This is a genomic window from Pseudomonas sp. PVC-5-1 (assembly GCF_057444345.1).
In genome coordinates this window covers 3,974,001-3,987,726 of record NZ_CM172024.1, presented here as the reverse complement: position 1 = coordinate 3,987,726, position 13,726 = coordinate 3,974,001, and the positions used below count along the sequence as shown (strand labels likewise).

Annotated in this window: 16 protein-coding genes; 3 read left to right on the top strand and 13 right to left on the bottom strand. The window is 62.8% G+C overall.

The window, feature by feature from the left end; all coding sequences use genetic code 11:
• Positions 1–29: 29 nt before the first annotated feature.
• From AC2T3R_RS18255 to ccoN (AC2T3R_RS18210), 10 genes are all read right to left on the bottom strand, one after another.
• On the bottom strand, positions 30–554 hold the full coding sequence (locus tag AC2T3R_RS18255; RefSeq protein ID WP_003259657.1) for a FixH family protein: 525 nt from the start codon (positions 552–554) through the stop codon (positions 30–32).
• A 15-nt stretch (positions 555–569) separates the two neighbouring features.
• On the bottom strand, positions 570–1,985 hold the full coding sequence (ccoG, locus tag AC2T3R_RS18250; RefSeq protein ID WP_367245357.1) for a cytochrome c oxidase accessory protein CcoG: 1,416 nt from the start codon (positions 1,983–1,985) through the stop codon (positions 570–572).
• Positions 1,986–2,306: 321 nt separating this feature from the next.
• A complete protein-coding gene (ccoP, locus tag AC2T3R_RS18245; protein ID WP_486744073.1) occupies positions 2,307–3,284 on the bottom strand; it encodes a cytochrome-c oxidase, cbb3-type subunit III in 978 nt (325 codons plus the stop codon).
• On the bottom strand, positions 3,281–3,478 hold the full coding sequence (locus AC2T3R_RS18240; RefSeq protein ID WP_015271138.1) for a CcoQ/FixQ family Cbb3-type cytochrome c oxidase assembly chaperone: 198 nt from the start codon (positions 3,476–3,478) through the stop codon (positions 3,281–3,283). Before AC2T3R_RS18240 ends, ccoP (AC2T3R_RS18245) begins: the two co-directional genes overlap by 4 nt.
• 5 nt (positions 3,479–3,483) lie before the next feature.
• Positions 3,484–4,092, bottom strand: coding sequence for a cytochrome-c oxidase, cbb3-type subunit II (gene ccoO, locus AC2T3R_RS18235; protein WP_013973496.1), 609 nt, complete (start codon positions 4,090–4,092; stop codon positions 3,484–3,486).
• On the bottom strand, positions 4,092–5,534 hold the full coding sequence (ccoN, locus tag AC2T3R_RS18230) for a cytochrome-c oxidase, cbb3-type subunit I (protein WP_015271137.1): 1,443 nt from the start codon (positions 5,532–5,534) through the stop codon (positions 4,092–4,094). The genes ccoO (AC2T3R_RS18235) and ccoN (AC2T3R_RS18230) overlap by 1 nt, the downstream gene beginning before the upstream one ends.
• Positions 5,535–5,977: 443 nt before the next feature.
• The gene (gene ccoP / locus AC2T3R_RS18225; RefSeq protein ID WP_075045873.1) at positions 5,978–6,919 is read right to left on the bottom strand and encodes a cytochrome-c oxidase, cbb3-type subunit III; all 942 of its coding nucleotides are present in this window, start codon (positions 6,917–6,919) and stop codon (positions 5,978–5,980) included.
• Positions 6,916–7,110: a cbb3-type cytochrome oxidase subunit 3 gene (locus AC2T3R_RS18220; protein ID WP_023661030.1), complete on the bottom strand. Its 195-nt coding sequence runs from the start codon at positions 7,108–7,110 to the stop codon at positions 6,916–6,918. Before AC2T3R_RS18220 ends, ccoP (AC2T3R_RS18225) begins: the two co-directional genes overlap by 4 nt.
• Positions 7,111–7,115: 5 nt before the next feature.
• Positions 7,116–7,724, bottom strand: coding sequence for a cytochrome-c oxidase, cbb3-type subunit II (gene ccoO / locus AC2T3R_RS18215; protein ID WP_013973492.1), 609 nt, complete (start codon positions 7,722–7,724; stop codon positions 7,116–7,118).
• Positions 7,725–7,737: 13 nt separating this feature from the next.
• Positions 7,738–9,162: a cytochrome-c oxidase, cbb3-type subunit I gene (ccoN, locus tag AC2T3R_RS18210; protein ID WP_013973491.1), complete on the bottom strand. Its 1,425-nt coding sequence runs from the start codon at positions 9,160–9,162 to the stop codon at positions 7,738–7,740.
• Positions 9,163–9,212: 50 nt separating this feature from the next.
• Here ccoN (AC2T3R_RS18210) and AC2T3R_RS18205 point away from each other — a divergent pair, with 50 nt between their 5' ends.
• Positions 9,213–9,905: an alpha/beta family hydrolase gene (locus AC2T3R_RS18205; protein ID WP_025340007.1), complete on the top strand. Its 693-nt coding sequence runs from the start codon at positions 9,213–9,215 to the stop codon at positions 9,903–9,905.
• Positions 9,906–10,017: 112 nt separating this feature from the next.
• Here AC2T3R_RS18205 and ppnP read toward each other — a convergent pair whose 3' ends face one another.
• The gene (gene ppnP / locus AC2T3R_RS18200; protein WP_033699336.1) at positions 10,018–10,302 is read right to left on the bottom strand and encodes a pyrimidine/purine nucleoside phosphorylase; all 285 of its coding nucleotides are present in this window, start codon (positions 10,300–10,302) and stop codon (positions 10,018–10,020) included.
• A gap of 74 nt (positions 10,303–10,376) precedes the next feature.
• On the bottom strand, positions 10,377–10,928 hold the full coding sequence (locus tag AC2T3R_RS18195) for a 3'-5' exonuclease (RefSeq protein ID WP_003259919.1): 552 nt from the start codon (positions 10,926–10,928) through the stop codon (positions 10,377–10,379).
• Between the two features lie 172 nt (positions 10,929–11,100).
• On the opposite strand from AC2T3R_RS18195, the gene AC2T3R_RS18190 reads away from it, so the two are divergent.
• Positions 11,101–11,901, top strand: coding sequence for a substrate-binding periplasmic protein (locus tag AC2T3R_RS18190; protein ID WP_486745294.1), 801 nt, complete (start codon positions 11,101–11,103; stop codon positions 11,899–11,901).
• 63 nt (positions 11,902–11,964) lie between these two features.
• Entirely contained in the window at positions 11,965–12,978 is a 1,014-nt protein-coding gene (locus tag AC2T3R_RS18185; protein ID WP_015271131.1) for a GNAT family N-acetyltransferase, read from the top strand.
• Between the two features lie 114 nt (positions 12,979–13,092).
• Here the strand turns inward: AC2T3R_RS18185 and AC2T3R_RS18180 are convergent, their stop codons facing one another.
• Complete coding sequence (locus tag AC2T3R_RS18180; RefSeq protein ID WP_015271130.1) at positions 13,093–13,623, bottom strand: RNA polymerase factor sigma-70; 531 nt, start codon at positions 13,621–13,623, stop codon at positions 13,093–13,095.
• Between the last annotated feature and the right edge of the window lie 103 nt (positions 13,624–13,726).

The following is a 13,726-nucleotide window of genomic DNA, read 5'->3' as shown; positions in this document are numbered from 1 at the left end:
CGCTCCTACAAGGAGCGGCGGAGGTGCGATTATTGGTGCTCGGCACCTTGCAGTGCTTCATCACCCAGCTGCAAGGTCACACCATGCTCGACCTTTTCCTCCTCGAACAAGCGCCAAACCTGGCCACCTTCGCTACCCAGCAGTTCAACGAAGCGCCGCCCGTCAACCTTGTCCTCCAGCTGCCCCACATAGCGCCCAGCCTCGACCCGGCTCAGCAGCACCTTGCGGTCTTTCTCCGGCTGGGTTGGCGAGATCAGGTTCAGCTCCAGGCTCTGCGGGTCGCTGTTGCCGGTCAGGCGCACGTCCACTTCGCCGGTCAGCTCGTCCAGGTGCACGCCGGCCTTCAGGCCCAGCGTCTGCGCCAGCAGTTCTCGGTCCAGCGAGCGGTTGATGCCCTTGCCAGCCTCGTAGTAGTTGTCGTTCACCAGGTTGTCCGGGTTGTGCACGGCGATGCTGACCATGGTCAGGCTCAGGCACACCGAGGTGGCGAGAATGCCGATGATGATCCAGGGCCAGAGGTGCTTGTACCAGGGGCTGGCGGCGGTGGCAGGCATTGTGGGTTATCTCTCTTAGCGGATCTGTGGGCCGATGAAGCGGCTCTTGGCTTCAACCTGGGCGTCGCTGTCATCGGCGCTCTTGAGGATGAAGGTAATTTCGTTGGTGGTCGATGGCAGTTTCTCGGGCGCGATCGACAGCTGCACCGGCAGGCTGACGATATCACCAGCGTCCACGCGGATCTCGCGCTGGCCTTCAAGCTTCAGGCCCGGCAGGCCGGTGGCGTCCAGCACGTAGACGTGGTCACGCTGGTCCTTGTTCATCACCTTCAGGCTATACACGTTCTCGATCCGGCCCTGGGCGTTCTCGCGGTACAGCACGCGGTCCTTGCTGACGTCGAAACCGACCAGCGAACGGGTGGCGAAGGCGGTGGCCAGGCCGACCATCATCACCAGCAGTACCACGGCATACCCGATCAGGCGCGGGCGCAGCATGTGGGTCTTCTGCCCGGACAGGTTGTGCTCGGTGGTGTAGCTGATCAGCCCCCTTGGGTAATTCATCTTGTCCATGATGTTGTCACAGGCATCGATGCATGCGGCGCAGCCGATGCACTCGATCTGCAGGCCGTCACGGATATCGATGCCGGTGGGGCAGACCTGCACGCACATGGTGCAGTCGATACAGTCGCCCAGGCCCGCGGCCTTGTAGTCCAGGTCCTTTTTGCGCGGGCCGCGGGTTTCGCCACGACGCGGGTCGTAGGAAACAATCAGCGTGTCTTTGTCGAACATCACGCTCTGGAAGCGCGCGTAGGGGCACATGTACACGCACACCTGCTCGCGCAGCCAGCCGGCGTTGCCGTAGGTGGCGAGGGTGAAGAAGCCGACCCAGAAGTAGGCCCAGCCGTCGGCCTGGCCGGTAAAGAATTCGATGGCCAGTTCACGGATCGGCGAGAAATAGCCGACGAAGGTCATGCCGGTGACGAAACCGATCAGCAGCCACAGGCTGTGCTTGGCGAACTTGCGCAGGAACTTGTTGCCGCTCATGGGGGCTTTGTCGAGCTTCATGCGCTGGTTGCGGTCGCCCTCGGTGACCTTCTCGCACCACATGAAAATCCATGTCCACACGCTTTGCGGGCAGGTGTAGCCGCACCACACCCGGCCGGCGAACACGGTGATGAAGAACAGGCCGAAGGCGGCAACGATGAGGATGCCCGAGAGCAATATGAAGTCTTGCGGCCAGATGGTGGCGCCGAAGATGTAGAACTTGCGTTCGGGCAGGTTCCACCACACGGCCTGGTGGCCGCCCCAGTTCAACCACACCGTGCCGAAGTACAGCAGGAACAGCACAGCCCCGCCGACCATGCGCAGGCGTCGGAACAGGCCGGTGAAAGCGCGGGTGTAGATCTTTTCCCGGGAGGCGTAGAGGTCGACGGAATCCTTCCCTTTGTTGGCAGGCGGGGTGACATCATGTACCGGAATTTGCTTGCTCATCATCAAGTCCCACGGCAGTGGAGAAGTGCCGCAGCCAGTGCATGCCGGCCGCAGTCTCGCGCAATCTGCTAGCGCTCTGCGGCCCATGATACGCCGCTGATGGCAGTACGGGGCTGCACTGCGACCTTTAGTCGCGTTGGGTTCGTGGTATGAATCGTGTTATGGCAGGTGTCAATTGATCCAGGTCATCAGCCTGCAAGAAATGCTGTGTCTTTGCCGGCCTCTTCGCGGGCTTGCCCGCTCCCACAGGGATAACACCAACCTCAAGACTGGTGGCGAACCTGTGGGAGCGGGCAAGCCCGCGAAGAGGCCGGGCCTGCCTTACTCGGCCTTGGCCGGTTCGGCCTGCTGCGACAGGCTGTACACATAAGCCGCCAGCAAGTGCACCTTGTCATTCCCTTGCAGCTGCTCCTGGGCCGGCATCTGCCCCTGGCGACCGTAGCGGATGGTCTGTTGCAACTGGGCAAAGCTCGAGCCGTAGATGAACGCCTGCGGATGGGTCAGGTTCGGCGCGCCCATGGCTGGCGTGCCCTTGCCCTCGGGGCCGTGGCAGGCCACGCAGTTGGCGGCGAAGATCTTCTGACCGTTTTCGGCATCGGCTTTCACGCCCTCTGGCAGGGTGCGGCCATCGAGCTTGCTGACCACGAACGCAGCCACGTCGGCCACGCCCTGCTCGCCGATCACTTCGGCCCAGGCCGGCATCACGCCGTGGCGGCCGCCCATGATGGTTGCCTTGATGGTGTCCGGCTCGCCGCCCCAGCGCCAGTCGTTGTCGGTAAGATTGGGGAAACCATAGGCACCCTTGGCGTCGGAGCCGTGGCATACCGAGCAGTTGGAGGCGAACAGCCGCGCGCCCATCTTCAGGGCCTGCGGGTCCTTGGCCACCTCGGTGATGGGCATGGCGGCGAACTTGGCGAAGATCGGCCCGAAGCGGGCGTCGGCCTTGGCCATTTCCTTTTCCCACTCGTGCACGCCGGTCCAGCCCGGCTGGCCGTTGGAAAACTCGGTCTGTTTGTCGTTATCCAGGTATGAGTAGCCTGGCAGGACGCCTTTCCAGTTGCCCAGGCCCGGGTACAGCACCAGGTAGCCGAGGGCGAAGACGATGGTGCCGACGAACAGCCAGAACCACCATTTCGGCAGTGGGTTGTCGTACTCCTCGATGCCATCGAAGGCATGCCCGACGGTTTCGTCGGTGACCTCTTCGCGCTGGCCCTTGCGGGTCGACAGCAGCAGCCAGGTCAACGAGAAGATGGTGCCCAGGGTCAGGACGGTAACGTACAGACTCCAGAAGGTTGTCATTGTTTTTTGCTCCCAGAAGCTTTTGCGTGCTCTTGCTCGACGTGGCGGCAGGCCTCGGGGTCATCCGCGAAGGGCAGTTGGGTCGCTTCGTCGAAGTCCTTCTTGCGCCGTGGGTTGAACACCCACAGCGCCAGGCCCACGAATGCCACCATCACCACGACGGTGCCCAGGCCGCGAATCATCCCGATATCCATCAGCGTCACCGTTTGCTCTTGATGATGGTGCCAAGACCCTGCAGGTACGCGACGATGGCGTCCATTTCGGTCTTGCCCTTGACCGCGTCGCGGGCCCCGGCGATGTCGGCGTCGGTGTATGGCACGCCGAGGGTGCGCAGCACTTCCATCTTCTTCGCGGTGTCCTTGCCGTCGAGCTTGTGCTCGACCAGCCACGGGTACGACGGCATCTTCGATTCCGGTACCACGTTGCGCGGGTTGTACAGGTGCGCACGGTGCCAGTCATCGGAGTAGCGGCCACCGACCCGCGCCAGGTCCGGCCCGGTACGCTTGGAGCCCCACAGGAACGGGTGGTCCCACACGCTCTCGCCGGCCACCGAGTAATGGCCGTAGCGCTCGGTTTCGGCACGGAACGGGCGGATCATCTGCGAGTGGCAACCCACGCAGCCTTCGCGGATGTAGATATCGCGGCCTTCAAGCTCCAGCGCGGTGCGCGGCTTCATGCCTTCCACGGGTTTGTTGGTGACGTCCTGGAAAAACAGCGGGACGATCTGGGTCAGGCCACCGACGCTCACGGCGATGACCATGAAGAAGGCCAGCAGGCCTATGTTCTTCTCGACGGCTTCATGCTTCATCAGTGCGCTCCCACGACGACGATCTTGGCGGCTTCCTCAGCCTGTGCCGGGTTGGCGGCACGTACGGTACGGAACACGTTGTAGGCCATCAGCAGCATGCCGGTGGCGAAGAACGCACCGCCCAGGGCGCGGACGATATAGCCAGGGTGGCTGGCCTGCAGGGCTTCGACGAAGGAGTAGGTGAGGGTGCCGTCATCGTTGATGGCGCGCCACATCAGGCCCTGGGTGATGCCGTTTACCCACATCGAGGCGATGTACAGCACGGTACCGATGGTGGCCAGCCAGAAGTGCGCGTTGATCAGGCCGACGCTGTGCATCTGCTCGCGGCCATACAGGCGCGGGATCATGTGGTACACGGCGCCGATCGAGATCATCGCTACCCAGCCGAGGGCGCCGGCGTGAACGTGGCCGATGGTCCAGTCGGTGTAGTGCGACAGCGAGTTCACGGTCTTGATGGCCATCATCGGGCCTTCGAAGGTGGACATGCCGTAGAACGCCAGCGACACCACCAGGAAGCGCAGGATCGGGTCGGTGCGCAGTTTGTGCCAGGCACCGGACAGGGTCATCATGCCGTTGATCATGCCGCCCCAGCTTGGCGCCAGCAGGATGATCGACATGACCATGCCCAGCGACTGTGCCCAGTCTGGCAGGGCGGTGTAGTGCAGGTGGTGCGGGCCAGCCCAGATGTACAGGGTGATCAGTGCCCAGAAGTGCACGATAGACAGGCGATACGAGTAGATCGGGCGTTCGGCCTGCTTGGGTACGAAGTAGTACATCATCCCCAGGAAGCCGGTGGTGAGGAAGAAGCCCACGGCGTTGTGGCCGTACCACCACTGGATCATCGCGTCGGTGGCGCCGGAGTAGGCCGAGTACGACTTGAACAGGCTTACCGGCAGCGAGATGTGGTTGACGATGTGCAGCATCGCGGTAACCACGATGAAGGCGCCGTAGAACCAGTTGCCGACATAGATATGCTTGGTCTTGCGCTTGACGATGGTGCCGAAGAACACCAACCCGTAGGTGACCCAGACGATGGCCAGCAGGATCGCCAGCGGCCACTCGAGCTCGGCGTACTCCTTGGTGGTGGTGTAGCCCATCGGCAGGGTGATCAGCGCCCCGACGATCACCGCCTGCCAACCCCAGAAGGTGAAGGCGGCCATGCTGTCGGAGATCAGCCGGGTCTGGCAGGTGCGCTGCACCACGTAGTAGCTGGTGCCGAACAGCGCACAGCCCCCGAAGGCGAAGATCACCAGGTTGGTATGCAGCGGGCGCAGGCGGCCGAAGCTGGTCCAGGGCAGGTCCAGGTTCAGTTGCGGCCATACCAGCTGTGAGGCGATGAAGACGCCGAGGCCCATGCCAAGGATCCCCCAGACCACCGTCATGATGGCGAACTGGCGGACGACCTTATAGTTATAAGCAGTCGGACTGATTGCTGTGCTCATTGCTAAGGTTCCACGGTTTTGATGTTCTTGTTGGTCGAAAAATCGGCGCCAGTATTGATAACCACCGGGGTTACCGCAACGCAACTTTGGTACGCCGACCCGTGCCCGAGCCCGTTCACTGATGTCCCGCAGCGATCGGGTCTGGACGATTGTACACAAATAAATATTTGTAATGTGTACCGTTTTTCGCCTTTTTCTGATCGTTCGGTCAAGCTTTTTATCGGGACGGCGACAGGCTACGCGCCGCGTCTGCTTCGGTCCTTTCGGAGCGAGGCCCACTGAGGCAACAAGCTTAGTTCTGTTCGGAGGGGGTGCAAGGAGGGGTAGAGCGGGGAGAGGGGCTGCTTTGCAGCCCTTCGCGGGCTTGCCCGCTCCCACAGGTTCACCACAATGCTTGAAATCTGTGGTTAACCTGTGGGAACGGGCGAGCCCGCGAATGGGTGTTACTTGGCAGTCAGGTCTGGCGAAGCTTGATCCTGCGACAGGCTATACACATACGCCGCCAGCAGGTGCACCTTGTCGTTGCCCTGGATCTCCGCCTGCGCCGGCATCTGACCCTGGCGACCATAGCGAATGGTCTGCTGCAGCTGGGCAAAGCTCGATCCGTAGATGAACGCCTGCGGGTGAGTCAGGTCTGGTGCGCCCATGGCCGGGGTGCCTTTGCCTTCAGGCCCGTGGCAGGCCACGCAGTTGCCGGCAAAGATCTCCTTGCCCTTGGCGGCGTCAGCCTTGACCCCTTCCGGCAGGCTGCGGCCATCGAGGTTGGTGAGCACGAACGCGGCCACATCCGCCACGCCCTGCTCGCCGATCACTTCGGCCCAGGCCGGCATCACGCCGTGACGACCGTTCATGATCGACGCCTTGATGGTTTCCGCTTCGCCGCCCCAGCGCCAGTCCTTGTCGGTGAGGTTGGGGAAACCATAGGCACCCTTGGCATCCGAGCCATGGCAAACCGAGCAGTTGGAGGCGAACAGGCGGCTGCCCATCTTCAGTGCCTGCGGGTCCTTGGCCACTTCTTCCACGGGCATGGCGGCGTACTTGGCAAAGATCGGGCCGAATTTTGCGTCGGCCTTGTCCATTTCCTTCTGCCATTCGTTGGCGCCGGTCCAGCCATTTTCATAGCCCGGCAGGATGCCCTTCCAGTTGCCCAGGCCCGGGTAGAGGATCAGGTAGCCGACCGAGAACACCAGGGTGCCGACGAACAGCCAGAACCACCACTTGGGCAGCGGGTTGTCGTATTCCTCGATGCCGTCGAAGCTGTGGCCCATGGTCTGGTCGGTGGTGTTGTTGCTCTGGCCCTTGCGGGTGGCGAGCAGCAGCCAGGTCAGGCCAATCAGGCTACCGATGGTCAGTACGCAGATGTACGTACTCCAGAAGGTGGTCATTGCCCGTTACTCCTTTTTGCAGCAGGTTCCTGTCCGGCAGAGGGCAGGCGGTCGTCGACGAAGGGCAGCAGGCGCGCTTCGGCGAAATCACGGTCGCGGCGGCGGTTGAATACCCACAGGGTGAGGCCGATGAAGGCGATCATCACCACCAGTGTGCCCAGGCCGCGGATCATGCCGATGTCCATTCCCATCGCATTCACCTCTTGTTCTTGATCGCGGTGCCGAGCACCTGCAGGTAGGCGACCAGGGCATCCATTTCGGTCTTGCCCTTGACCGCATCGCGGGCCCCGGCGATGTCGTCGTCGGTGTACGGCACGCCCAGGGTGCGCAGGGTGCGCATCTTGGTGTCGGTATGGCTGTTGTCGACCTGCTGGGCGACCAGCCATGGGTACGATGGCATCTTCGACTCCGGTACCACGTTGCGCGGGTTGTACAGGTGCGCACGGTGCCAGTCGTCCGAGTAGCGGCCACCGACCCGGGCCAGGTCCGGCCCGGTGCGCTTGGAGCCCCACAGGAACGGATGGTCCCACACGCTTTCACCAGCCACCGAGTAGTGGCCATAGCGCTCGGTTTCGGCGCGGAACGGGCGGATCATCTGCGAATGGCAGCCCACGCAGCCTTCGCGGATGTAGATATCGCGGCCTTCCAGCTGCAGCGCGGTGTAGGGCTTCATGCCTTCCACCGGCTTGTTGGTGACGTCCTGGAAGAACAACGGGACGATCTGGGTCAGGCCGCCGATGCTGACGGCGAACACCATCAGCAGGGCCAGCAGGCCGACGTTTTTCTCGATGACTTCATGTTTCATCAGGCAGGTCTCCTCAAGCCAGCTGGGCGTTCGCAGGGGCGACATCGAGCGCCGGCGAACGCACGGTGCGCCAGGTGTTCCAGGCCATCAGGAACATGCCGCTGAGGAAGATCGCACCGCCGACGAAGCGCACGATGAAGCCTGGGTGGCTGGCCACCAGGGTTTCCACGAACGAGTAGGTGAGCGTGCCGTCGCTGTTGACCGCGCGCCACATCAGGCCCTGGGCGATGCCGTTGACCCACATCGAGGCGATGTACAGCACGGTGCCGATGGTGGCCAGCCAGAAGTGCGCGTTGATCAGGCCGATGCTGTACATGCGCTCCTTGCCGAACACTTTCGGGATGGTGTGGTACAGCGCGCCGATCGAGATCATCGCCACCCAGCCGAGGGCGCCGGCGTGCACGTGGCCGATGGTCCAGTCAGTGTAGTGGGACAGGGCGTTGACCGTCTTGATGGCCATCATCGGGCCTTCGAAGGTGGACATGCCGTAGAACGCCAGCGACACCACCAGGAAACGCAGGATCGGGTCGCTGCGCAGTTTGTGCCAGGCGCCGGACAGGGTCATCATGCCGTTGATCATGCCGCCCCAGCTTGGTGCCAGCAGGATCAGCGACATCACCATGCCCAGCGACTGCGCCCAGTCTGGCAGGGCGGTGTAGTGCAGGTGGTGCGGGCCGGCCCAGATGTACAGGGTGATCAGCGCCCAGAAGTGCACGATCGACAGGCGATAGGAATACACCGGGCGTTCGGCCTGCTTGGGCACGTAGTAGTACATCATCCCCAGGAAGCCTGCGGTCAGGAAGAAGCCCACGGCGTTGTGGCCATACCACCACTGCACCATGGCATCGGTGGCACCGGCATAGACCGAGTAGGACTTGGTCAGGCTGACCGGCAGTTCCAGGTTGTTGACGACGTGCAGCATCGCCACGGTGAGGATGAAGCCGCCGAAGAACCAGTTACCGACGTAGATGTGCTTGGTGTTGCGCTTCATCAGCGTGCCGAAGAACACGATGGCGTAGCTCACCCAGACGATGGTGATCAGGATGTCGATCGGCCATTCCAGTTCGGCGTATTCCTTGGAGCTGGTGTAACCCAGCGGCAGGCTGATGGCCGCCAGCAGGATCACCAGTTGCCAGCCCCAGAAGGTGAACGCGGCCAGGCCCGGTGCGAACAGGGTGGTCTGGCAGGTACGTTGCACCGAATAATAGGAGGTGGCGAACAGCGCACAGCCGCCGAAGGCGAAGATCACCGCATTGGTATGCAGGGGGCGCAGGCGGCCGAAGCTGGTCCAGGGGAGGTCGAAGTTGAGGGAGGGCCAGGCGAGCTGGGCGGCGATGAAGACGCCGAGCCCCATCCCGACGATTCCCCACACCACCGTCATGATGGCGAATTGGCGGACCACCTTGTAGTTATAGGCGGTACTGCTGGTTGTGTTCATGTATGGGTTCCCATCCACGGTTATTTGGCAGGCTTTACAGCGAGGCAAGCATGATTAATGGGCAAAGTGCCGGTATTGACGGGGATCAATGGGCGAAGGTCGGAAATGTCCCAGGCTTGCGCTGCGATCCCCCGCATGTTCGGGGCAAGGACGGCTACAAGGGCTGCCTGATCCTGGCTCATGGCGCAGGTGCGCCGATGGACAGCGGGTTCATGGACGAAATGGCGCAAAGGCTTGCGGCGCTTGGGGTAGCGGTAGTGCGCTTCGAGTTCCCGTACATGGCCGAGCGCAGGGTTGCCGGCGGCAAGCGGCCGCCGAACCCGCAGAAGGTGTTGCTGGAATGCTGGCGCGAGGTGTACCGGCAGGTGCGACCTTTGGTCGCGGGCAAATTGGCGGTGGGTGGCAAATCCATGGGCGGGCGCATGGCCAGCTTGCTGGCCGATGAACTGGAAGCGGATGCACTGGTGTGCCTGGGCTATCCGTTCTATGCGGTGGGCAAACCGGAAAAGCCACGGGTCGAGCACCTGGCCGAATTGAAGACGCCGACGTTGATCGTGCAGGGCGAGCGGGATGCACTGGGTAACCGCGAGGCGGTGGCAGGGTATGCGTTATCGCCGGCGATCGAGGTGAGCTGGCTGGTGGCGGGGGACCATGACCTGAAGCCGCTGAAGGCCTCGGGGTTCAGCCATGAGCAGCACTTGCAGGCGGCGGCTGAGAAGGTTGCAGCTTTCCTAAAAGATTAGTGCTGGATTCTTCGCGGGCTTGCCCGCTCCCACAGGTACTGCACAGGCCCGCAGCTTGTAGTGAACCTGTAGGAGCGGGCATGCCCGCGAAGAGGCCGGTACAGGCTACCGCTTAGTCACGGTACTCGCACAGGTAGGCAGTATCCACCGCCACCTTCAGCTGGAACTTGCTGTCGGCGGCCACATTGAACTTGTCACCGGCGTTGAAGGTTTCCCAGTTGTCGCTACCTGGCAGCTTCACGGTCAGCGCACCCGAAACCACGTGCATGATCTCGCGCTTGGCAGTGCCGAACTCGTATTCGCCCGGGGCCATCACACCGACAGTGGCCGGGCCTTCTTCGCCCGCGAATGCGATCGACTTGACGGTGCCGTTGAAGTACTCGTTGACCTGGAACATGGGCGACTCCTGAAAAGGGGGGATGAAAAAGGGCTGGCCAGTATGCCCAAGCCCACCGGCTCCGTCATCTGCTTTCAGGTAGCGTCTGCCGGCAGGCTCAACGGCAGCAGCCGCGCGGTATTGCGCGCATCTTCCAGGGCCCGGTGCTGCTGCCCGCAAAAGTGCATGCCGGCCAGCTGCAGTGCACCGTTCAGCCCAGCGGGGCGCTGCAGGTGGCGGGCCTTGGCGAAGCGTTGCTTGAGGTTGATGTGCGGCAGGGTCCGCAGCAGGCTGTCCAGCCCATGCTGCTGCCACTCCTGGTGCAACTGCTGGCGGTCGTAGTCGCCCCAGCTGACCCAGGCCTGAAGCTGCCCGCGGTGGTGCCCGAGCCAGCGCTCGAAGCTTGCCCATACCTCGCGGAACGACGCGGCACTGTCCACGCTGGCCTGGCTGATGTGGGTCAGCTCACGGCAGAACGGGGTCAGCTGCGGCCGCCGCCGAGGCTTCACGAAGCGCTGGAAGTGGTCGACCTCGCGGCCATCGCGGGTAACCAGGCTTGCGCCGATTTCAATGACTTCCATCTCTGTGACCGGCCACCCACCATCGTCGGTGGTGGCTTCCAGGTCGATCACCAACCAGTGGCCCATACCAGGCTCCCTTGCAGATCCTGCTAGAGCGTAGCGAAACTCCGGGCATCCGGCATCCCCTGGCAGTTTGCCCGCAGCTTTGGCGCAAAGGGCCACTAACCGGCAGTTGTGTCCGGCCCGGAAAACGCCTAGCTTAGGCGGACCCCGGCATGAACCGTGATGAGTGTCCGTCTTGACTCCAGCGACCGGCCTGAAGGCCCTGTCTTCCCTGATGCTGCTGGCCGTGTTCTGGCTGGCGGTGCCGGCATGGGCGGCAAGTACCGTTGAAGTGAAGATTGGCGCGGCGCATTTTCCGCCCTACACCGTGCGCCCGGAGCAGGGTGCCGACACCGGTCTTCTGCCGCAGTTGGTCGACGCGCTCAACCGCGCGCAGCAGCACTACCGCTTCGTTCTGGTACCCACGTCCATTCAGCGGCGTTTCGGCGACTTCCAGCAAGGCCGTACCGACATGGCCATTTTCGAGAACCCGCAATGGGGCTGGCAGCAGATTCCCCACAAGACCGTGGACATGGGCCTGGAAGACGCCGAGGTGTTCGTCGCTCGCCAAGCCAATGGCGGTGACCCGCATTACTTCGACGACTTGAACGGCAAGCGCCTGGCGTTGTTCAATGGCTATCACTATGCGTTCGCCGGCTTCAACTCCGACCCCGAATACCTGCGCACCGCCTACAACGCGACCCTGACCTACTCCCACGACAGCAACCTGCTGATGGTGCAGGCAGGCCGCGCCGACATCGCCCTGGTCACGCGTTCCTATCTCAGCGATTTCCTGGAGCGCAACCCGGCCAGCCGGGAGCAGTTGGTGTCCTCGCAGCGCATTGACCAGGTCTACCACCACTACGCCTTGCTGCGCCCGGGGGCGCCCATCGGCGAGCAGTCGTTCGCGGCGCTGCTGCGGGCCCTGCGCGACAGTGGCGAGCTGGCGCGCATCTTCGAGCCCTACCGCATCACGGTAGCGGCCCCGCGCGACTAAATTCCCGTGATGCGGCAACGTTCTCAGCAGTGAGCCTTTTCTTCATTGCCGTGAGTCAAGCCCATGCCGTTCGATGCCGCATCACAGCCCCAGTCAGCGCCACGCTGGCGCAGCCTCAGTGCCGAGGAGGGGGACAGCTGGCTGAGCCTGTCCCTCGAAGGCCGCGCGTTGATCCAGTTGCGCCTGGAGATGGGTGCTACTCTGCATGTCCACCTCGAGCGGCTGTGCCCCGAGCGCCCCTATGTGGCCTTGTGGGCCGCCTGTTATTGGCTGCTGGCCCGCGATGCGGCCTGCCAGCGTCTTGCCTGGCACCTGCCCGAGCCATTGCCTCAGGCATTGACCAGTGGCCTGCTGCTGGCCGGCGAGCAGCCTGGCCAATACCTGTGCGAGCGGGCGCTGTTCTGGCAGCTGCCACAGCCGTGGCTGGGCGAGTCGGCCAGCGTGGCCTACCCACAGCAGATGCAGATCAGCAACGGCAAGCGCCACCCACGCCGCGCGCCCAAGCCTCGTGGCGAGGTGTACCGGCGCTTCGATACGCGCCTGGGCAGTTGGGTATCGCTGCGTACCTTGGAGATCGAGCATGACCTGGAGCGCTTCAACCGCTGGCAGAACAACCCGCGGGTGGAGGCGTTCTGGCAGGAGGGTGGCACCCTTGCGCAGCATCGCGAATACCTGGGCAAGCTCGAGGCCGACCCGCATGCCCTGACGCTGATCGGTTGCTTCGATGACCAGCCGTTTGCCTACTTCGAGGCGTACTGGGCCAAGGAAGACCGCATTGCGCCGTTCTACCCGGCCGATGACTACGACCGTGGCATCCACATGCTGGTGGGGGAGGAGAGCCACCGCGGGCCGCACAAGGTGGCCAGCTGGCTATCGGCGCTGGTGCACTACCTGTTCCTGGATGACCCACGCACCCAGCGGGTGGTGGCCGAGCCGCGTGCCGACAACGGCAAGATGATCGGCTACATGCACGACCAGTGCTTCCATTGCGACAAGGAGTTCGACTTCCCGCACAAGCGTGCGGCGTTGATGATTCTGGGGCGGGAACGGTTTTTCGATCGTTGCAAACTGGCTTGATATCGGGGTGGCTTCTTCGCGGGCAAGCCCGCTCCTACAGGATCTCCACTGGCTGTCAGCACTGTGGGTATCTGTGGGAGCGGGCGTGCCCGCGAAGAAGCAGACTCTGCCTGATCAGGCCTGCCGACTGGCCGTCTTGCGGCAATGCACCAGCGCATCGCGGATCATGAAGTTGACCAGCGTCGGCGACACTCCCAGCTCCTTGGCAATGTCCTTCTGCGGCACGCCATGCAGGCGGTACATCTCGAAGGCATAGCGGGTGCGCTGGGGCAGTTCGTTCAGCGCCTCGGCAATGTCATCCAGCGCGGCAAGGTTGATGTGGGTGGCTTCGGGGGAGGCGTTTTGCACGACCACGTTCAGGCCTTCCTCCTCGCTGCCGGAGTATTTCAGCTCCATGGCCTGCTTGCGGTAGTGGTCGATGGCCAGGTTGCGCACGATCTGGAACAGGTAGCTCAGCTGCGCCTTGAACGACGATGTGATCTGCGGGGCGGCGCTGAGCCGGAAAAAGGCGTCCTGCACCACATCTTCGGCGCGCGATCGGCAGCCGGTGATGCGGGCAGCGATCTTGACCAGAATGCTGCGGTTGTCGACGAAGGCCTGCAGTAATGGTGAATCGCACTTACTTGTGGATAGTTGTTCCGCCATGGAAATCACCTTGTCACAGAGGGGAAAGGACGCACCCAAATTTGGGAAGCTTCCTACGACGGGCGACAAGCTATTCAGAATGATAATGATTGTCAAATGCGAA

Coding starts and splice junctions, on each gene's coding strand:
- AC2T3R_RS18255 (WP_003259657.1), bottom strand. CDS start 554: ATGCCTGCCACCGCCGCCAGCCCCTGGTACAAGCACCTCTGGCCCTGG.
- ccoG (WP_367245357.1), bottom strand. CDS start 1,985: ATGAGCAAGCAAATTCCGGTACATGATGTCACCCCGCCTGCCAACAAA.
- ccoP (WP_486744073.1), bottom strand. CDS start 3,284: ATGACAACCTTCTGGAGTCTGTACGTTACCGTCCTGACCCTGGGCACC.
- AC2T3R_RS18240 (WP_015271138.1), bottom strand. CDS start 3,478: ATGGATATCGGGATGATTCGCGGCCTGGGCACCGTCGTGGTGATGGTG.
- ccoO (WP_013973496.1), bottom strand. CDS start 4,092: ATGAAGCATGAAGCCGTCGAGAAGAACATAGGCCTGCTGGCCTTCTTC.
- ccoN (WP_015271137.1), bottom strand. CDS start 5,534: ATGAGCACAGCAATCAGTCCGACTGCTTATAACTATAAGGTCGTCCGC.
- ccoP (WP_075045873.1), bottom strand. CDS start 6,919: ATGACCACCTTCTGGAGTACGTACATCTGCGTACTGACCATCGGTAGC.
- AC2T3R_RS18220 (WP_023661030.1), bottom strand. CDS start 7,110: ATGGGAATGGACATCGGCATGATCCGCGGCCTGGGCACACTGGTGGTG.
- ccoO (WP_013973492.1), bottom strand. CDS start 7,724: ATGAAACATGAAGTCATCGAGAAAAACGTCGGCCTGCTGGCCCTGCTG.
- ccoN (WP_013973491.1), bottom strand. CDS start 9,162: ATGAACACAACCAGCAGTACCGCCTATAACTACAAGGTGGTCCGCCAA.
- AC2T3R_RS18205 (WP_025340007.1), top strand. CDS start 9,213: ATGATTAATGGGCAAAGTGCCGGTATTGACGGGGATCAATGGGCGAAG.
- ppnP (WP_033699336.1), bottom strand. CDS start 10,302: ATGTTCCAGGTCAACGAGTACTTCAACGGCACCGTCAAGTCGATCGCA.
- AC2T3R_RS18195 (WP_003259919.1), bottom strand. CDS start 10,928: ATGGGCCACTGGTTGGTGATCGACCTGGAAGCCACCACCGACGATGGT.
- AC2T3R_RS18185 (WP_015271131.1), top strand. CDS start 11,965: ATGCCGTTCGATGCCGCATCACAGCCCCAGTCAGCGCCACGCTGGCGC.
- AC2T3R_RS18180 (WP_015271130.1), bottom strand. CDS start 13,623: ATGGCGGAACAACTATCCACAAGTAAGTGCGATTCACCATTACTGCAG.